At 37.5% G+C, this 19,662-nt stretch carries 21 protein-coding genes; 9 read left to right on the top strand and 12 right to left on the bottom strand.

Translation table 11 applies throughout. From position 1 onward, the window contains the following. Positions 1-8: 8 nt before the first annotated feature. Both H5115_RS07320 and H5115_RS07315 read right to left on the bottom strand, forming a co-directional pair. The gene (locus tag H5115_RS07320) at positions 9-686 is read right to left on the bottom strand and encodes a glutathione S-transferase family protein (protein WP_154903450.1); all 678 of its coding nucleotides are present in this window, start codon (positions 684-686) and stop codon (positions 9-11) included. Positions 687-1,003: 317 nt separating this feature from the next. Further along, positions 1,004-4,075, bottom strand: coding sequence for a PKD domain-containing protein (locus H5115_RS07315; protein ID WP_182754512.1), 3,072 nt, complete (start codon positions 4,073-4,075; stop codon positions 1,004-1,006). Between the two features lie 635 nt (positions 4,076-4,710). Between H5115_RS07315 and H5115_RS07310 the strand changes: the two genes are divergently transcribed. From H5115_RS07310 to H5115_RS07295, 4 genes are all read left to right on the top strand, one after another. Continuing rightward, positions 4,711-5,481, top strand: a complete 771-nt coding sequence (locus H5115_RS07310) for a DUF1223 domain-containing protein (protein ID WP_182754510.1) — start codon at positions 4,711-4,713, stop codon at positions 5,479-5,481. A 306-nt stretch (positions 5,482-5,787) separates the two neighbouring features. After that, positions 5,788-6,468 (top strand): CsgG/HfaB family protein, encoded by a 681-nt coding sequence (locus tag H5115_RS07305; RefSeq protein WP_008165259.1) that lies wholly within the window; start codon positions 5,788-5,790, stop codon positions 6,466-6,468. Continuing rightward, a complete protein-coding gene (locus H5115_RS07300) occupies positions 6,468-6,815 on the top strand; it encodes a DUF4810 domain-containing protein (RefSeq protein ID WP_008165258.1) in 348 nt (115 codons plus the stop codon). Before H5115_RS07305 ends, H5115_RS07300 begins: the two co-directional genes overlap by 1 nt. A 1-nt stretch (position 6,816) precedes the next feature. Beyond that, a complete protein-coding gene (locus H5115_RS07295; protein WP_008165257.1) occupies positions 6,817-7,494 on the top strand; it encodes a DUF799 domain-containing protein in 678 nt (225 codons plus the stop codon). Positions 7,495-7,618: 124 nt separating this feature from the next. On the opposite strand, the gene H5115_RS07290 is transcribed toward H5115_RS07295, so the two are convergent. Next, positions 7,619-7,891, bottom strand: coding sequence for a hypothetical protein (locus tag H5115_RS07290; protein ID WP_238719403.1), 273 nt, complete (start codon positions 7,889-7,891; stop codon positions 7,619-7,621). 219 nt (positions 7,892-8,110) lie between these two features. On the opposite strand from H5115_RS07290, the gene H5115_RS07285 reads away from it, so the two are divergent. Further along, positions 8,111-9,469, top strand: a complete 1,359-nt coding sequence (locus H5115_RS07285) for a serine hydrolase (RefSeq protein WP_182754508.1) — start codon at positions 8,111-8,113, stop codon at positions 9,467-9,469. Between the two features lie 58 nt (positions 9,470-9,527). Here the strand turns inward: H5115_RS07285 and H5115_RS07280 are convergent, their stop codons facing one another. The 6 genes from H5115_RS07280 to H5115_RS07255 all read right to left on the bottom strand — a co-directional run bounded on the left by H5115_RS07280 (position 9,528) and on the right by H5115_RS07255 (position 13,458). Further along, a complete protein-coding gene (locus H5115_RS07280; protein ID WP_024604747.1) occupies positions 9,528-9,869 on the bottom strand; it encodes a YajD family HNH nuclease in 342 nt (113 codons plus the stop codon). 37 nt (positions 9,870-9,906) lie between these two features. After that, positions 9,907-10,842: a hypothetical protein gene (locus H5115_RS07275; protein ID WP_182754506.1), complete on the bottom strand. Its 936-nt coding sequence runs from the start codon at positions 10,840-10,842 to the stop codon at positions 9,907-9,909. Between the two features lie 85 nt (positions 10,843-10,927). Next, positions 10,928-11,542 (bottom strand): ACP phosphodiesterase, encoded by a 615-nt coding sequence (locus tag H5115_RS07270; protein ID WP_182754505.1) that lies wholly within the window; start codon positions 11,540-11,542, stop codon positions 10,928-10,930. A 223-nt stretch (positions 11,543-11,765) separates the two neighbouring features. Next, positions 11,766-11,999 carry a ChaB family protein gene (locus H5115_RS07265; protein WP_182754503.1) on the bottom strand — a complete coding sequence of 78 codons (234 nt, stop codon included), beginning with the start codon at positions 11,997-11,999 and terminating at the stop codon, positions 11,766-11,768. 16 nt (positions 12,000-12,015) lie between these two features. After that, complete coding sequence (gene sodC / locus H5115_RS07260) at positions 12,016-12,585, bottom strand: superoxide dismutase family protein (protein ID WP_182754501.1); 570 nt, start codon at positions 12,583-12,585, stop codon at positions 12,016-12,018. Positions 12,586-12,963: 378 nt separating this feature from the next. Next, positions 12,964-13,458, bottom strand: a complete 495-nt coding sequence (locus tag H5115_RS07255; RefSeq protein ID WP_169044172.1) for a hypothetical protein — start codon at positions 13,456-13,458, stop codon at positions 12,964-12,966. Between the two features lie 466 nt (positions 13,459-13,924). Between H5115_RS07255 and H5115_RS07250 the strand changes: the two genes are divergently transcribed. From H5115_RS07250 to H5115_RS07235, 4 genes are all read left to right on the top strand, one after another. Further along, positions 13,925-14,308, top strand: coding sequence for a hypothetical protein (locus H5115_RS07250; protein WP_182754499.1), 384 nt, complete (start codon positions 13,925-13,927; stop codon positions 14,306-14,308). A gap of 271 nt (positions 14,309-14,579) precedes the next feature. Continuing rightward, positions 14,580-14,825: a DUF4235 domain-containing protein gene (locus H5115_RS07245; RefSeq protein WP_002958040.1), complete on the top strand. Its 246-nt coding sequence runs from the start codon at positions 14,580-14,582 to the stop codon at positions 14,823-14,825. A gap of 390 nt (positions 14,826-15,215) precedes the next feature. Beyond that, positions 15,216-15,524 (top strand): hypothetical protein, encoded by a 309-nt coding sequence (locus tag H5115_RS07240; RefSeq protein WP_024596321.1) that lies wholly within the window; start codon positions 15,216-15,218, stop codon positions 15,522-15,524. Between the two features lie 303 nt (positions 15,525-15,827). Beyond that, entirely contained in the window at positions 15,828-16,976 is a 1,149-nt protein-coding gene (locus H5115_RS07235) for a hypothetical protein (protein ID WP_182754497.1), read from the top strand. Between the two features lie 178 nt (positions 16,977-17,154). Here the strand turns inward: H5115_RS07235 and H5115_RS07230 are convergent, their stop codons facing one another. The 3 genes from H5115_RS07230 to H5115_RS07220 are packed head-to-tail and all read right to left on the bottom strand — an operon-like array spanning position 17,155 to position 18,413. After that, positions 17,155-17,496 (bottom strand): hypothetical protein, encoded by a 342-nt coding sequence (locus H5115_RS07230; RefSeq protein ID WP_182754495.1) that lies wholly within the window; start codon positions 17,494-17,496, stop codon positions 17,155-17,157. After that, complete coding sequence (locus tag H5115_RS07225; RefSeq protein ID WP_182754493.1) at positions 17,497-17,769, bottom strand: hypothetical protein; 273 nt, start codon at positions 17,767-17,769, stop codon at positions 17,497-17,499. Continuing rightward, on the bottom strand, positions 17,766-18,413 hold the full coding sequence (locus tag H5115_RS07220; protein WP_182754491.1) for a hypothetical protein: 648 nt from the start codon (positions 18,411-18,413) through the stop codon (positions 17,766-17,768). The genes H5115_RS07225 and H5115_RS07220 overlap by 4 nt, the downstream gene beginning before the upstream one ends. Positions 18,414-19,662: the final 1,249 nt, after the last annotated feature.

Below are 19,662 nucleotides of genomic sequence, written 5' to 3'. Positions count from 1 at the left end.
ATTACTTTTTATACTTTTGGGTAGTTTGAAGGAAAAAACGCTTTTTTAGCGTCTTCATCAAACTCTTTTTTAAAGGCTATATCAGTACCAATTGCGCGTGCACGTGCAACCGCTGGGCGGCTATCAATGCTTTCAAACCAACGCTTAAGATTTGGGTATGGTGCTAAACCCTCTTCACCTAATACAACCGGTGCTTTATCAATCCAGCCCCATGCAGATACATCAGCAATGGTATATGTATCACCCACTATAAAGTCACGACCTTCAAGGTGAGTATCAAGTACTTCGTAATGGCGCTGCGCTTCACGTAAATAACGATTAACCGCGTAATCAAGCCCTTCTGGCGCCATGTGTCTAAAGTGAACACTTTGCCCTGAATACGGACCTAAACCCGATGCGATAAACATTAACCACGACAGCATTTCAGCGCGGTCCTCGCCCTTGCCTTCAAGCTTCCCATACTTTTCAGAAAGGTACATTAAAATAGCATTCGAATCGAACACACGTGTTTCACCATCAACAATTGCTGGCGCTTTAGCGTTTGGATTAATCGCTTTAAATTCAGGTGTATGTTGCTCACCTTTTAAAGTATCAAGAGGAACAAGTTCAAACGGTAAGCCTGTTTCTTCTAAAAAGAGCGCAACCTTCATTGGGTTAGGCGTATGGTGAAAATAAAATTTAATCATGTAAAGTTCCTCAATAATTGAGCAACGATTAAAGCACAACTTGAGCGGGTGTTCAAATTAAGTTTTAACTAAGTAAAATACACAGTTAAAACGTGATTTAACTGTAAGTATTTCGTGATACTTCAATCTTTAAAATTACTTATGCTAAAGAAAAAATAAACTTTTGTATGAAGTAATATGCTTAAAAATTAATTGCAGAAGCAACAAACTAAAAGCATGGCAAGTATTAGCACTACTCATATTTGGCCCATTAAATAAAAAGCCGATATTGAGCAACGCTCAATATCGGCTTTATTAATCATTTAATTTTGTCTAAATTAATCGGCTAAAGTTGGAACTGTAATAGGAATTACAACCCTTCTTACAACTGCGCTACCATCACCTCTTATCCAAAGTATCACTTCGTAATTTAATTCCTCAAGAGAGGCATTTTTAATCCCTTTCAAATTAATTTCAAAGGTCACTTCTTCATTTGGTTTAACATTCTCAATTAATACAGGGGTAATAGTTTCAACCCACTGCTCTCCTGAAATCACTTCAATTGAGAGATCGATTTCTTTTAAAGCCTCATCAAGAGCTGAAGAAATAGCCGCTGCAATTTCGTTACTATCATACGACAATAAAAATGTTTGTCCTTTGGTAGCTAACACAATTGAATCTAAATCATCTGTAGCTAAGCCAATTGAGCCGCTTTGCAATCCAAATACCGTCACACCTTTTTCTTGTAATACATTGATGACCTCAGTTTTGCCCGCACCCGGGTAATTCTCATCTATATCTGAATCATGAAATGGCGCGTCTGTCGCTAATAAAATAACTTTTAAAGCACCTTCACGCCAACCAATATTCATAGGTTCAATATCACCTAAACTAGTATAATTTCCATCGTTGTCTATATCTCTACCAGCTCCAGTTACAGCTTGGTACAAACCTTCTAACTGTGATTCTTGATAATCATTACCTGAATAAATGGTTAAATTATTGATTCCTGTTTTTGCGGCATCTATATCTGTAGTCACCGACTGTAATAAATAGAACGCTTCATCACCATCGTATTCATGGCCGTATCCATCAATAGGAAAGTCTGAGAAAGCAGAAACCCCAAAAGCAACATTAATTCCACGACCAGATAAGTTTTCTAATATATTGTCAGCTTGCTCTTTTAAGCTGGCTATATCATCAGTATAACTACCGCTAACATCAATTAAAAACATGACATCAATTGCTGTCACAGTAGTCTCAGGTAAGGTAAAGCTTAACTGCGAAGTAGTTTTATCCCCTTTAGGTAAAGCAATTGGTGCCTTAACATCTAAAACAGAATCAACAGTTAAATCGGCTGTTTGTATTGCAGAGTGAATATTTAGTAACTGCGTAGGACCGGTTGTGCCTAGCGCTTTTGACTCTTCAGAAAGCGTTAAATTAGAAGATGTAGCAACTAAAATATCTTTAATCTCCGCTGCTTTTAATGAACTATTAATTCCTTTCACAATCCCTGCAGAGCCTGTTACTAAAGCAGCTGAAAATGATGTACCTACGCCTAAGCTACCATCAGTATTCCCCCACCCCATTTGATCACCAGGAGCCGCAATATTTACGACGTTACCCATACGTGTAAAATCAGTTTCTTTATCATCTGCATCTGTTGCCGCTACAATCAATGTATTTGTTTGCCAAGCATCTTGGGCGATATCATTGATATCAACTAAAAGTTGATCATCATTTTTTTCACAGTTATTACCAGCCGAATAAACTAGTAATACATCTTTTTCTTTTGCGTATTCCACTAAGTTAGTTTGTTGTAGACGCCAATTTCTATTACTTTTTAATCTAACTTGTGAGTCGTCAGCACAAGTGCTTGTATCACCCCAAGATATATTTACAATGCTCGCACCGCTATCTATAGTCGCCTTAGTTCCTGCTATTAAATCTGTTATATAAGTTTTAATAGGAGATTCAGATGAACACTCTTCAGTAGTTGATCCATCCTTACAACGCTTAACATAAATATCGGTATGTATTAAGTTGGCACTGTGATCAACACCATACACAGCACTGCCTTCACTCGTGTTATGTCCAGCAATAAAGCTAGATACCCACAACCCATGAGAACTATCAGTTTCTGTATCATCACCTTCAACAACACCAAATTGGCCATTCTCTTGTGCGCGTAGACGAGTTAAGCGAGAGCTTTCAATGCTAATTTGTCCCGCACCTATACCGGTATCAACAACACCTAATGTCACTGGCGCTAAAGTACGTTCTTGTAATGCATCCCATGCTTTATCTGCGGCTACAGCTTTAACCCAATAATCTCCAGAAAAAAGAGACTCATCAGTGCTTTCCTCTGCAATATATTGTATTACAGTGTTTTTATTTTTGATTACATGATTATAATTACTAATCAGACTTAAGTTTTTTGACTCTATAACAGTATTTAAACCTGCATGCCTAACGCCACCCATTTCCCCAATTTTTGTTATCAAGCTATTTTCAGAAGCGCCTTCTCTAACTCTTATCTGTAATACTTTTAATGCATCATCAAAACTTGCGATTCCAGCATCATTATTACTAATCTCATCAAAAACAGCTTCTAATTCAGCTTCTGTAACATCATCGTTTAAATGTACTAATACTTCATTCAGCGCTGCTTCAACGGTTTGCCCATCTATAACAATATTTTCACTACCACCAGGTATAGACATAACACTTGCGGCAACATTAGTCACATCAACAAAAACACTACTTGTAGCTGTTTGACCATCATTATCTGTCACTGTTAAGTCAAAAGTTAACGTTGTATCAAAATCAACTTCTGGAGCAATAAATTTTAAAGAATCATTAGTTAAGTTATCAATTTCAATGATAATGCCGTCAGTTTGTTGCCAAGCATACGACACTATTGAGCCATTAGAATCTTCTGCTATGCTTGTAATTTCTACTTCTGTATTTTCTTCAACAGTGACTCTTTCGTTTAAGCTCAATGTTGGTTTTACTAGTACATTTTTAATAGTAATTGAAATAGAGTCAGATGCAGTCAAACCACCATCATCAGTAGCAACTAATTCAAATACAACAACTTGCTCTTCATCTACTTCTGGCGCTGTAAAAGAAAGGGTGCTTGTATCTAAGCCGCTAAGCTCTAAATAAATCCCAGAGGTTTGCTGCCATGCATAGCTTACTATTGTACCGGTTGAGTCTTCAGCTGTTCCTGTAAATGAAATAGATTGATTTTCATCTACGATAAGATCAGCTCCTGCATTTACTGAAGGTGCTGTATTGGCTACTACTTTAGGTGTTTCACTAGTACTAGATGGGTCTTTATCACTGCCACACGCAGTTAAAATAGAGGTTGCGATTAAACACAATGCAAAGCACTTTGTCTTTTTCATTTAATAAATCCTTTTGAAATTTACTGATTTTTAGTAAATCAAACATCCGTTTAAAACTAAAATCGGGTGTTTTGACCCAATAAAAAGTTATACTGAAACCTTATTTTAACTAAATGACACTTAAAGGCAACAATTAAAAGTCAAATAAAACAACAGGATAGCAACTTAAGCAACACAATACCGTACCACTTATCAGAACAATAAAAAATAAAACACAAATAATTAACTTAATTAAAATAATAAAACGAAGCGATACTTCCTAAAACAACTCACTCCCCCCTTATTTCTAGATAAAAAAGGCTAAAAAACTAATTAGCATAATATTTATTAGGTAAATATAACCTTGATAAATATCGCAACTTTTATTGCCAATAACTAAATAAAAACTCAAAATTTGATAACCTCTATATAAAAAAAACACTTACACACTAAAGGTTGACGCTTTTAACTAACAAACCATCAAATTAAGTATAATATTTCCTAAAAATAAAATTTAGTCATGTAAAGTATTTCAATAATTGAGCAGCTAAATAAAATACACAGTTAAAACGTGATTTAATTGTGAGTATTTCGTGATACTTCATTCGTAAATATCATTTAGGCTGAATGCAATATCAGCCTTTGCGAGAAGTAACATGCCTTTTAAAGCACTATCCCATCCATTTTTAATCTCACTTGTTGGGTTAATAATTTTTTGCTTTCAAAGCCAAGCTGCTGAGCAAGTAACTATTTCCAGTACAGCTAATCCGACTACCTTTTTAGAGCTTTACACATCGCAAGGTTGCAGTAGTTGCCCACCAGCAGAGCGCTGGATTTCAACGTTTACAGATGATGAAAAACTATGGACTGATTTAATCCCTATTAATTTTCATGTTACTTATTGGGATTATTTAGGATGGAAAGACCCGTTTGCCTCTGCTGTTTTTAGTAAAAGACAACGCACGTATAAGGCACTCGGTAAAAGTAGGATTGTAGCTACTCCAGGATTTATGGTTAACGGCAACGGGTGGCAAGGTTGGTTTTATAAACAAGCTATTCCTGTAGCTAAAGCCCGTTATTCAGGTAATTTAAAAGCGACTATAAACAACAGTAAAATTAATCTCGAATACGATACTGTTAATACCGAAGATAATACTAACCAAAACTTAATAGCCCATGTAGCTCTATTAGGCTTTGGCATAGAAACACAAATACACAGCGGCGAAAACGCAGGCCATAAGTTAAAACACGACTTTGTTGTTATTGGCTACGAGCAAAGTGACATGCAGACCAAGCAGCAATTATCATTAACTGACTTAACCATGCCTCGCGCTAAAAAAATATCGCCAACAAAGCAAGCCTTAGTGTTTTGGGTATCTAAAAAAGGCGACCCTACTCCACTACAAGTTGCAGCCGATTGGTTTTAAAAATTAAAGTTAATTGAATAAAATTACTAATTAACAACTCAGCGCGCAATAAATGTCCTTGTATATCAACTATAGAAAAAGGCTTTCAATAATTTAAAAACTAATGAATTAGCATTGTTATTACAAAGAATTTATTCTTTTTTATTGTGTGCATCTGTATAAAACATAAATAACATTGTATTTACATCGACTTTTGTTTATAAAGTAAGTTGAATGGACTCTTGAAATAAGTAATTGACTTATAAGTATAAAAATCAAGCGCCTATCAATAAAAACTTCTGCAATTATCTATATGGACAAAAATTTATGCGAATTAACCAAAGCCACATTAAAACAATTGTAATCGCTGCAATTACAGCTTCGTCTTTAGCTGGGTGTGCTACAACATCATCAAAAGTAGTAGAAACACCAACTGTTGCTAGCTATAACACAACCTACTCAGGTACAAAAAGCAAACTAGTCGTAGGTCAGTTTGTAAACCGTTCGAGCTTTCAAAATGGTATATTTTCATCAGGCCAAGACCGTTTAGGCAGCCAAGCAAAAACAACACTAATGAGCCACTTACAACAAACAAATCGCTTTAGTGTGCTTGATCGCGACAATATGGCAGCCCTTGCAGAAGAAGCAAAGTTAACAGGTACAAAACAAGTTCTTAGCGGTGCTAAATTTGTTGTAACTGGTGATGTAACAGAGTTTGGCCGTAAAGCCATTGGCGATCGCCAGCTTTTTGGTTTATTGGGTAAAGGTAAATCGCAAATTGCTTATGCTAAAGTAACGCTTAATGTTGTTGATGTTACTACATCAGAAGTTATTTATTCAGTGCAAGGTGCTGGTGAATACAGCCTATCAGAACGTGAAGTTATTGGTTTTGGTAGCACAGCTTCATACGATGCCACATTAAATGGCAAAGTACTTGACCTAGCTATTCGCGAAGTCGTTAACAAGTTAGTTACTGGTCTTGAAGCTGGCCAATGGGGCAATAAATAATGAAAAAGCTAATTACCTTAGCATTTGTTTGTATAGCCCTAACGGGTTGTAACTCAACGAAAGAACCTATTTACTATTACGGCGACTATAGCACTGCCGTATACGCCTATTTAAAAGCAGATGACGTAACAGCCGAAGAGCAAATTAGTATGCTTGAGCAAATTATTGCCGATGCCGCAAACAAAAGTAAGAATGTTGCACCTGGCCTACATGCTCACCTAGGTATGCTGTACTTTGAAACGGGTAATCCTTCATTAGGCACTACTCACTTCGAAACTGAGAAATCACTTTTCCCAGAATCAGTTCATTACATCGACTTCCTTCTAAAATCTGCGAAAGGCGCTTAATATGCTTAATTTAAAATCATACACAGCGATCGCATTAGTCGCATTACTCGCTGGTTGTGTTTCACCTCCACCAGCACATGACTACACAGCATTTAAACAAGCAGACCCTCACTCAGTTATTATTTTACCTCCGCTAAATAATACACCTGAAGTAATTGCACCATACAGTGTGATGACTCAAATGGTCGCGCCTATAGCTGAGTCGGGTTTTTATGTTTTTCCTGTAGCTTTAGTTGATCAAACCTTTAAAGGTAATGGCCTCACTGTTGCAAGCGACGTACACCAAGTACCGGTGAATAAATTACATGAAATTTTTGGTGCAGACTCTGCGCTTTACATAACTATTGAAGAATACGGCACTAGCTATGTTGTAATTTCTAGCGAAACAGCTGTAACTGTGTCAGCCTCACTAGTTGATTTACGCACTGGCGAGCAATTATGGCAAGGCAAAGCAAGAGCCTCTTCAGCTGAACAACAAAGTAATGGCGGTGGTGGCCTTGTAGGTATGCTTGTTATTGCAGCAATCAATCAAATTGCTGAAACGGTAACCGATAAAGGCTTTGAAATCGCAGCAATGACTTCAACACGCTTACTTTCTTCAGATGTTTACAACGGCTTATTATATGGACCTCGTTCACCTAATTATGGCCAACCAGCACCAAGCGAAAAGAAAAAATAACTCTTATTGTTATTAACCTAAATCTTAAAAAGGCCGAATCATTAAATGGGATTCGGCCTTTTTAATAAAAGCTTACCTAGCTAAAAACCTTAGCAAAGTTACTTTTAAGTATTTAGAGCAGATTTTAAAAACTAAAATTAATAGCAACAGAAAAAATAGTTTTTATAATAATACTAACTAAAAAAGCCACCATAAAAAACATAGCAAATGCAGAAACAGCCCCGCCACCGGTATACCCTGCTTTAGCTTTTTCCACCATCAATACATAAATTCCTAATCCTACGCTTACCTTAAACCATAGCCAGTAATCGTTGCTAAAAAGAGGAATTGCAGCAAAACCTATTATGGGCACTAATATTTTGCCCTCTTCGTTTTTGTGTAATAAATAAAAAGCCATAATCGCAATATAAAATAGAGCCGTTATATCAGGCATATAAATAACTTCCTTGTAAGAAAATAATAAAAACCAATAAACGCGGCGATTATACCTATTACTGAGTCCCTATAAAATCTGATAATTGTGTTTACTTTTTAGCTGTGCAATATTAATTCACTAATAAGTACAAGGATTGCTAAACCTATTTACAGGTTTGGTATAAAAACTAAAAGGATGAATATGATTAAGCCATTTTACGCTAGCTGTTTGTTAGCCCTCTTGCTATTAACACCCAGCCTTGTAAAAGCAAACCCGACGGCCTCGCAGTATCAGGAAATTCTTAACGAGAGCCTAGTTGAAAACGAGCCTGGGGTATCGGTAATTATAAGCAAAAATGGCAAAGTACTTTTTAAAGGAGCGCGCGGGCTTACCAACCTCGAACATAACATTGCACTTAATGAGCAAAGCGTTTTACGTTTAGGTTCTATTTCAAAACAATTTACTGCAGCTGCAATTATGATGCTGCAAGAGCAAGGTAAGCTAGCGGTTACCGATGATATTCATAAGTATGTTGCAAGCTTTCCTACGGAGGGCAACCTCGTCACAATCGAAAACTTATTAACCCACACCTCAGGCATCGCCAACTACACAGATGACGACGATCTCTTTGATAAAGAAATACAAGTACCCACCAGCGTTGACGATGCGCTCACGAGATTTGCCAAACACCCAATGGTGTTTAAACCCGGCGAAGCGATGGCTTATTCAAATACCGGCTATTCACTGCTTGGTAAAATAATTGAAGTGGCAAGTGGCCAGTCTTACAAAGACTTTATTGAACAATACATATTTAAAAAGCTAAAAATGAACCAGAGTAGTTATGAAGGGCAAGAACTTGTTGCCCATCGCGCATCTGGCTATGAGCAAACAGAGCAAGGATTTATCAACACCAGCTACATTAATATGGATTGGCCATATGCCGCTGGTGCGCTTATATCTACTCCAACTGACTTAAACATTTGGTTTAGTGCCCTATCGTCTGGCAGGCTCATTAGTAAAGCAAGTTATGAGAAGATGGTCAGCCCTTTTAAACTCAATGACGGCAGCTTTTCATCCTATGGTTACGGATTAATTATTAAGCCTTTGAATGAATACACCGTAATTAAACACACTGGCGGAATAAATGGCTTTTTAGCACATGCACGCTATATTCCAGAGCAAAAGCTATATGTTGCAGTACTGGCTAATTCAAACCACATAAACCCTATTTTTATCAACGAAAAACTCACAGCCAAAGCACTGGGTATTGCGCTCCCCGAGTTTAAAAAAGCAGATGTAACAGCGCAGCAGTTAGCGCCCGTATTGGGTGATTACCGTATTGATAAAAACACCTTACGCAGCCTAATTTTTGAAAATGACGTTTTGTACTCTAAGCGCACCGGTGGCGATAAAACAAAACTTATTACGATGTCTAAAAATAGCTTTTACTATCCTAATTCAAACAATTACTTAGTAATAGAAAAAGATAGCCAAGGCCAATTGGTAATGAAGTATTTTAGTGGATTATCAACAACGCCCACTGAGGCGATTAAAATTTAGCGACAAGTTTGAGCGAGGCACACAATGCTTCGCTCTTGCTAAATAGCTCTCTCTAAAGCTACTTTGATTTATTAAGCATCGCTTTTAAATCGGCAAATGGAGAATGTGTTGCAGCCTCAACTTTTCGCTCTGTAGTCGACCCGCCATACATAATATGTTCGTGGTATTTATTGTGCTCATTGTCGTGGCAATAAATACACAATAACTCCCAGTTACTGCCATCCTCTGGATTATTACTATGGTTATGATCTATATGATGCACCGTTAACTCTCGTAAATTAGAGTACTCAAACTCACGGGCACAACGCCCGCATACCCAAGGGTATAATCTTAAGGCTTTAATTCGGTAACCTTCCTCTTGCTTCACATAAGCCTGAGGTACTGCGTTATTCTTACTCATAGTATTCCTGGTAAATTTACTATTTCGGTGATCAATACTAAAAAAACTTAATTACTGACAAATCACCAAAAGACGTATCTATATGCCGGCCTGTTTGCTCCCACGCACGTAGTACGACCATAAGTTTTTTATTGTCGGAAGCCCAAGAAATTCCACCGCCGTATGCTTCAACTTTTTCGGCGCCCGAATCTTTTAACCCCAACCCAGGGTTTGTGTTTTGAATATGCCCTTTACCTACTTTGTATTCAGCAAATACGTGAACATTATGCGGTAACGAAAATGATAAAAGCGAGCCAATACTCGCCCCGTACGAATTAGAAATTAACTTAGTGACCTGTGGTGCAGACGAATTTAAAAAATCAGCCTGAAACACAATATTATCTTTATTCTCAAGAGATACATGCTTGAAAGACCACGCGCCAACAATACTTAACGACATATCAAATTTGTTACTTAGCTTTGGCCTATTAAGAAAAAAATGCTCAAACAAAGACTCTTTATTATTAAAGGTATAAAAGTTGTGTTGGCCAGATAGCTCAAACTTGGTTGAACGTGTATTTTGCGAGAAAATTTGATCCGTTTGATTGCCGCTTAAATTGCTAGCCGTGCTTTGCAGCCCTTCAAGCGTTTGATAGTTAAATGTGATTTTAGAATTTTTAAATTTTCTATACGAGAGCAGTATATCTTGTGTTTTTGTTTCAACATCATCTTCAAAAATATCGGCAGAGTAACCAATTTCAATGTCGTTAATATCAAAAAATACACCCACACGCTGGTTATTTATGGGCTCTAACGAAAACAGTGTTTTTTGATTACTGCCCGCCAAGTCATCATATATTAGCGCGTGGTTAGTGCTTGGGTTTGAAATAGTTGTGCGTACTGATTTTAGGTCAAAGTCGAAAGCCAATACAGCACCAGATTGAAATGCCGCTAAAACAGCAAAGCCCACAATAACCAAGTAATTGCGATTCATTAAAAACACTCAAAAATTAATTTGTATTAGAGTAGCGTTTTTTTTACCTTAAATTATCACAAAAGGTTAACAATTGATGAAAACTTTAAATAATGCGCTTTATGCCATTTTTTGAGGTGCTTTCAAGGTCAAACTCACTTACATGCTTAATTAGCTCCGGGAAGAACGTTAAAAACACGTTTTCTAATTCATTGTAATTACGCTTTATATCATCAGCCGCGCCCGCAAAAGTGTTCGTAAAACGAATGCGTTTGGCTATGTTATCGAGCGCAAGCCCTACTCCCTCAACGGTTTCGTATTCTTTAAACCAATCGTTTTTAGTCATACTTGTTACAACATGCTGCATTCGCGCTGGCATAACAGGTATACGGTTATTTAAAAGCTGATAGCTGGTGTACTTAAAATCACTTAAAGGTTGCTTGCTAAATCGTTGCCAATGCACAATTAAAAAATGATCAAACACCACATCAATAGCTACACCAGCAAAGCGCTTACGCTTAGGTGAAAAGTACTGTTTAGCGTGTTTTACTGCGCGGTGAGAGTCGGTAAATTTATCGACTAAATAGTGGTTATCGAGCCCGTTTATAACCGTGTTTGGTAAGTGTTCTATATGCCTTTTACCACCAAAGTCGCCCAACAAGTTCCCAAAGTGAGAATCGGCTGTAGGCTGTGCTAAATAAAGGTGAGCTAAATAATTCAAAGTGTTCTCTGATTGGCTAATACAAATAAATAATAACGCAAATTTAAACCAAACTCACATTCGTGTTTAAAGCAGTACTTATGGTTTTGCTTACCAGTTTTTACTCTAACATAATGCAAAGTATTGTATAAACAGCGCAACTATAAAACGAGTATATAAAAAGCCGCTATATCAGCTACAGCGGCTATTTAATGCGTTAGCTTTGTTATTAGTTTGATCAAAGCTAGTTACTCGACTTTACCCAATTTCCATTATCATTTTTGCTATAACTATTTTTAACCGCCGACCAAGCTACTTTGTGCGCTGTTGTTTCGCGGCCATCATCGTTTTTTCTATCGCTTGGGTCTTCATAGGTATCCCATGCACTATTAAACGCCTCTTGATATATCTCTTGAGCATGTTTAGGTAAGTTACTTTTTACCGACTCAGGTAATTCATCACGATTTTTATATGGCATAACTTTCTCCTTATATTTACTCAATTACACCACAAGCAACACGTTTGCCACCGCCACCTAATGGCTTTGGCTTATCTGCATAGTTATCACTTCCTTCATGAATCATTACTGCGTGTTGTTTAAGTTTTTCAAGCGTGAGCCTTGGCGCTAAAACGGGCGATTTAGCTTGGCCACTTTCATTTACATACAACGCCGGTAAATCGCCTAAATGGCCATCCCCCCAAGGAGAATCGTGATGCTCGCTAGCTTTTGGGTCGAAATGCCCACCAGCGGCGCCTCCCGGTACAACCTTATCGCCTTTTTTCTTGGGTTCACAACTAGCAAATTGGTGAACATGAAAACCATGCTGCCCCGGTGTTAAACCTTTTAAACTTGGTGAAAAAACAACACCGTTATCATTTTCTGTTAGTGTAATAGTACCTAGTGATTGCCCTTGGCCTGATTTAGTAACTTGGTGCATTTGAACTTTTACATTAGCCAGTGCGCTATTTTGTAGTAACACGCCAGTAAGTAATATTGCAAAAGTGGGTTTTAAAGCGCGGGTTAAAGATCTTTTAGCGTTTGAATCAAACTGTAAACAACTCATCATCATCTCCTCGTTTAGTATCAAATTAATAAAACAATAACGCTAAATTAAGCGACTATTAGACAAGTAGTTTCAATGTATATACCAGCCCTACGCGAAAACATTATTTATGAATAATTTATTTTTAATTTATTGATTAGAAAGTAAATTTATAGTTTTTATTAAACTTAAATAAGTAGCTAATTAACTAACAAAACTGACTTTCAGCCAAAGATTGAGCAAAAACCAAGGCATATTTACAAACAAAATGGCAACTTTACAAAACTCATAAAAGGAGATTACCAACGATCCAGCTCAAAAAACCAAGTTAAAAAAACGAAAAAAAAGGTGAAACTAAGTTCCACCTTTATAATTAATTTTGAAATTAATTAGTTAGCGTTAAGCCGTAGAAACGTTACTTGCGCCTGCATTGTTAAGTATTTCTTCAATAGCGTTTTTGTTGTCACTATCGTACTTAACACCAATTAATATAGAACCCTTTTCAATGGCATCTTCATAATATTTAATTTCGTGCTCAGGAATAAACGCACCAATTGCAGCACCTAAAGTACCACCAACTGCGGCGCCTGCGCCACCAGCTGCAAATGCTGCGACTAATGGTCCGGCAACTAATAAGCCAGTACCACCTGTTGCTACAGTCCCTACGGCAGTGAATCCGCCAATAATTGCAGCAAGAATACCACCCGAAGCCGCGCCAATAAGGCCACCTTCAGAAGCCTTAGTACCTTCGTCTACAGCAAAATCTTCCTTTGCGTATGAGTCGTTGGCTACAATACTAATATCAGCTTCATTAATACCTAAAGCTTCTAATCTATAAATTGCGAGTGTTGCTTGTGATGCACTTTCGAATAACCCAGTAATAACGGTACTCATAATAACTCCTTTATTTATTTAAGAAAATACACTTACTACCAAGCAAAACTCAAACCAAATAAATTATCATTTAAAATCAATGATATAAAATAAAACCAGTACTAACACTCTTATTGTTAGAGTAAAAATTGCTAAATTTTGTAAAAAACTCCTATCTACATAAACAAAATTTCTTGCGAAATAAAGAGTGGTTTTTATCACTCTCTTGTTTATGGTTATTACCGTGCTTACCAATAAATTAAAAATACCAACCGAGAATTATTTTTCATGCGATTTGAAGGTTAAAACAAAGACGCTTATCCTCTTCAATTCCCCTACCCAGTTACAATTGTGTTTTATTAATTCAGTAAAGAGTCAGTCTAATTTTGTTATCACTGTGGTTCATTTTTCGGTGCGCATGAATCGTAAAATACTGTGCTAAATCTTCTTTTTATATTGCCCTGCTATCAGCAGATATAGGCTGCCCATGGATTACGAAAACAACTTTTTAAGTCAATCACAGCAAGCTGCACTGCAACAAGTGATGGTCAATACCAAGCTTTTAAACAGCTCTTTAATAAATACTAACAACATGCCAACACCTGAACAGCAAGCTTATGGTGTTATTGCTGTCGCGCTTTACCGCTTTAATTTACAAAAAATAAAATGGTCATCATTTTTAAAAACAGCAATAAATACAGCTAGCAACGCCTGCCAATGGCTAGCCACCGAGCTTACAAGATGCCAACAAGAATACAAAGCCCAACCTAATGACACTATAATAATTGAGCAAAACGCTTTTTTGAATGGCATTTTTAGCGAAGAGCTCGCCTATATTGACGCCTTACTAGGTACTGAGTTATTAACTTAAGAAATACCCTAACAACAGTAGAGTAATCTTTAACCTAATATTCTAACTAATGCCACGGTATTGGTTGCTCTGCAACCACCAACCCTCAACTAAGTTAGCATCAGGCTCATGCTTCAAATTGATTAGTATTATTGCGGGTAGATATAAATGCTTTGTGTTTCTCGTAATACCTATTTTGAGCCTATCGGTATATAAATTGCTGTTACTACTGTTCTTACTTAAAGAGTTACCTATTAATAACTCAAGTTACAACTAAATAATCGAGGATAATATGAGTAATAAACAGCTAATTACGACAATAGGTATAGGTCTCGCCGCTGCATCTGCAGGTATGTTAACAAGGAAAACTTTACAAAAATCGTGGGAAAAGGTTACCAACGAACCAGCCCCAAAAGATAGACCAAGCGAAGAAACAGATCTTAAAGAGGCCGTTACATGGGCTGTAGTCTCAGGTATTGGTGCGGGTGTTGCAAGAATGGCCGTACGCTACGTACTAGACAAGCGCCGCTCCAAATAAACCGTCCCTATTGATACCTCTTATAAGTATTAAACGTAATACGGAGAGGCTCAAAAGGCGGCTTGCGACAGCTAATCCTGTATTGTCGCAAGCTACTTAAAAAAACCTCAAACAAGGTTATTTAACCATAGAGTTAAAATACATTAATATTAATGTCCAAATTAAGGTCCTGCGATGAAGTTTGAAATGTCGGATGGCACGGCTACGCCGCTTATACGACCTACATAAGTTAGAAAAGCCGAAGGTGCCTTGCGACATGCACTCCTAAATTTTAAGCAGATACACTCTATTAAATATTAACTCCCTTTCAAAGTTGTTGCCTGCCTACAAGCTTGCGTATAATGCCCGCATTCCGGCTGCATTTTTTAGCCGCTAACTTGGATTTTAATAATGAAAAAACTCTCTGCAGTGCAAATAAAACAGCAAGCACTTGTACTTAATACTGCTGAAAAATTAGAAGAGCAAGGCCGCGCTGAGCTCCCTGGTATGTTGCAATGCTGGTTTGATGTGGAATATCACTTATTTCCAAGTTCACTACTGCTGTGCTTTCAGTTTGAAAACGAGCAAGCCTTAGCAGCCGCAGAGCCAGATTTATTAAAATGGCAAAAACGCTTAAGCGGCGCAATGCTTAAAAAAGGCGTGATTTTAAAGGATATGCGTAAACATTTAGTGTTTACCTTAAAAGGGCCAGATGATTAATAGAGGGTTTTAAAGGACTATAAAGCCTTTCGCTCGTATCGTCGAAGCGCATAAAACCATAATGAAAAGCCGTTGCATTGCTGTAACGGCTTTTTACTTTTATTAGAACTTAAAGTAGAACCTATAAAGATCAATTTTTGACTCAGGGATTTTTATTAGCCGATGATACTAATTGGCCGTTAAACAATACTAATGCACGGCAAAAGCAAATTTCAGTCGATTCAACGTTAATTGGTTGCCCTAAGTTAGCAATAGTAGGATAGTAAATTACATATAAAACAATAACCTTATATTAGGAATATTATGATCAAAGTATTATTAGCGACCAGCTTAATTGCTTCTTCATTCGCTGCTTTAAGTAATCCTTTAACTGTTGAAGAACAGCGTATCAACAAAGCCCAATCAGCAATGCCAAATGTTTTAAAAGCATTTACCCCACAAGTATCAAATTTTGAGCAACAATTTAAAGAGCTTAACAACTTTAAAAGTGCAAAAACATTAGTACAAAGCTTTAGTTTTGAACTGTGGGAAAGCGCCAAGCAACGCATAATAAAAACCAATAACTACGACGACCGAGAGCTTTACTGGGCGCGCCTACTTTCAAGCAAAGTAATACGCACAACATCGCCTAAGTTTTCAATTACGCAGGCTCAACTAAATACTTTACTAACCCTACTTGAGGAAGGCAGCAGAGGCCGCACCGACCTTGCTTTTTCATCAGGCAGCACTAAAAAAATATTACTTACGGGCTTTGACCCATTCTTACTCGATAGAAACATAAACCAAAGTAACCCCTCAGGTGTTGCAGCGTTATTACTCGACGGCCAAGTTATTAATTACAACGGCGTGAGCGCCGAAATTAACACCGTTATGGTGCCTGTGCGCTACGAAGACTTCGATCAAGGTATAATAGAATCACTACTTGCCCCCTACTACGCACTTAATAATGTAGACATGGTAGTAACCGTAAGTATGGGCAGAACAGAATTTGATTTAGAGCACTTTCCGGGTAAACGCCGCAGTGTAACCGCCCCCGATAATGCCAATATTGTGTATGGTGGAACGCAAACAAACCCAGTAATACCAAAGCTTAATGGCCGACCGCTCCCGGGCAACGAGTTCGTAAAATTTAGCTTGCCTGTAAGTTACATGCAACAAGCCAAAGGCCCTTATAAAGTTATCGACAATCACGAAGTCACCACGCTTGAAAAAACCTATAAAGCGCCTTCGTACGGGGATCTTAAAAATAGTATTGCGGTAAATGGCGGCGGCGGTGGTTACTTGTCTAACGAAATATCGTACCGAAGTATTCGCCTGCGCGATACGCTTAATTCAAGTGTACCTACAGGGCATATTCATACCCCACGTATACAACAATTCGAACCTGAAACAGAAGCTAAAATAGTAAAACAAATAAAGGCAATGCTAGAGCAAAGCTTAGTAGCGCTATAGTTTAAAACTACCAATTTAAGCACATAATAAAGGGCAATAACATTGCCCTTTATTTAAATGGGGTTACTAGGGGCTGGCTTTGCATTTTTCCTTAATCACAAAAGGCAAAAAGAAAGACCTGGCCTTGCTGATTTTTATTGCTCGTAATCGAATTAAGTTAAGCCCAAGATAAAACATTTCACTGAAATTTTTTTATCAACTGATTTGCATTATTTATATGTATTTGGCACTTTTCTGTAGTTAATAAGCTTTCATCTAAAGATTTATCTTTATCTGCATTTTCAAATGAATTTATGAAATCAACCTGCGCACTATAAAATCGATTACTTAAGTCAGAGTTTGACTCTAACTCAGAGCTTAAATAACTATTGAGCTCATTATATAACTTGCTATATTTTTTTGTGTTTTCGACAGTGGCTTTATTATTTAAATTTTCACAAAGTATTAAGCCTGCCGAAGTTTTTCCAGCAAGATGAAAGTCCGCACTTAGCGAAGCTATTAGAAAAAAGCTAAGCATCATTTAAAACTCCTTTTTAAATATATAAAAATAAATTGTGATAAACTCGGATAATATAGCAAGAAACATAACGAGCAATACAAGCCATTCAGAAACAGGAAACATAGCTATTATTGGTAGTATAAAACCCAAACCTAAGGCTATTCCATTATGAATACCATAAAGAATTAAAGTTTTATTAACCCCAAATTTAACAGCTTCGCTTGTAGGCTTAAAAAGCTTAATTCTTCCATAGTAAATTAATAGAACTGCGCCTAATATTATAAGCCCTATCATTTTGGTTCAATTAAACCTCTGAGATATAATTCATTTAAAGCTTTTTCTTCATCAACCATAGCCATAGTTCGTACTCCACTTGCAAGTACTGTAACTAAAGCTGCGAACATACCGAGCTTAGCAGCTGTTGTGGTTCTAATTTTTGCTTGAGCAGCTATATCAGCAGTTAACTTACTATTTGAAACAGAATTAAAAGCAGCTTTTCCTCCTGCTTTAACTCCATTTTTAGAGATCTCCAGTAATATTCCTCCAATTACTGGGGCTTGACCAACAAGTGTTCTCATATCTAAACCAATAAAACTTAAAGCAGATGATACTCCATTGCTACTTTCGTAATGTGCTTTTAACTCCGAATTACTTAATGACCATTTAAATTTATACTTATCAGCAACTAGCTGCGGAGGTATTGAAAACAATGTACCATGTAGCTTCGGGTTTTTTTCTCGAACACTAGCGATTGCCTTCATAACTTGCATGCGCTCTATATGGTTTAATTGGTTATATACTACTATGCCTGTCAATATATAATAAATATTATCAACTTTACGTAGCTCTTTTTCTTGCGACTTCAACCCTATTAACTTGATGTAAAAGCCTAATGGATCTGATTGTGCTAATTTAGTTGCGTAATTCCTTTCACTCATGTTTATCCCTAGATTATTTTAAGATGCTTCATTAAACTATAAATTACCTTATATAAAATAAAACTACAACATCAATGTAAGCTAATAAGTTCAATATGATAATTATTAAAACCTGTGGGAAATAGAACTTCCAAAAAATCTTTTTAACATTAACAATCTGTATTATTCCCGAATTCAGATAGTAAGTTCACCAATCATGGTTTAACGAACCGAAAGGGGTCCAAGCGATGGGGTCGGTCCGGGGTGTAGTGACATAGTTAATTTGGCCACCCATTAATAAAGCGTGAAACACGAGGTCAGGCCTTGTATCTTGCCAAGACCAAACAGCAATCTCACGTTTAACACCCTTCCCCGTCATCACGCCCTGAAAATAAGCAATTGATGAATAATTCATTTCATGGATGAAATGTAAGCCATGCTTGCACATGGACGTGCTTTCATGGTGTTTACGTTCACATCGATTGTGGTTTGAAGGATTAAGCGTGATGCTCGGGTGCGCTGAGAGCGTCCAGAGAGGGACCAGCGGCAGCCCCTCTTTGGCTGCTGTCGCCAGCGCGACAAAACCTAGAATAAGGTTTCTAATCATTAGAAAGTACCAAACGTATTCGCGTTATCTGTAATAGTAACCTCAAACACCTATTCAAATACTTATTCGGGCTGTCGCCCGCGCGTCAGCAAGCTGTACGCCTACAATAAATAATACATATTCCTGGTTTGTGAGCGAGTAAGTATATTTGTGATTTGTTGAGTTTCGTTTCCCTCTACCCAGCCTAGGGAAATAAAGAGAAAATGCAGAGAGTCAGGTCTTGTTTCTTACCAAGACCAAACACCAACCTCACGTTTAACACCCTTCCCCCGTCATCACGCCCTGAAAATAAGCAATTGATGAGTAATGTCGCGCATGGATGCGCGATAAGGCGAAACTAGGCCATGGATGGCCTATCTTCGCCGTTTACGTTCACATCAATTGTGGTTTGAAGGATTAAGCGTGATACTCGGGTGCGCTGAGAGTGTCCAGAGAGGGACCAGCGGCAGCCCCTCTTTGGCTGCTGTCGCCAGCGCGACAAAACCTTGAATAAGGTTTCTAATTTCTAGAAGTACCAAACGCATTCGCGTTATCGGTGATGATAACCTCAAACACCTATTCAAATACTTATTCGGGCTATCGCCCGCGCGTCAGCAAGCTAAACGCCTACAATAAATAACACATACTCTTGGCTTTTGAGCGAGTAAGTATATTTGTGGTTTG

Source organism: Pseudoalteromonas sp. SR44-2 (genome assembly GCF_014163745.1).
GTDB lineage: Bacteria > Pseudomonadota > Gammaproteobacteria > Enterobacterales > Alteromonadaceae > Pseudoalteromonas > Pseudoalteromonas distincta.
This window is presented reverse-complemented; position numbering and strand designations above follow the sequence as displayed.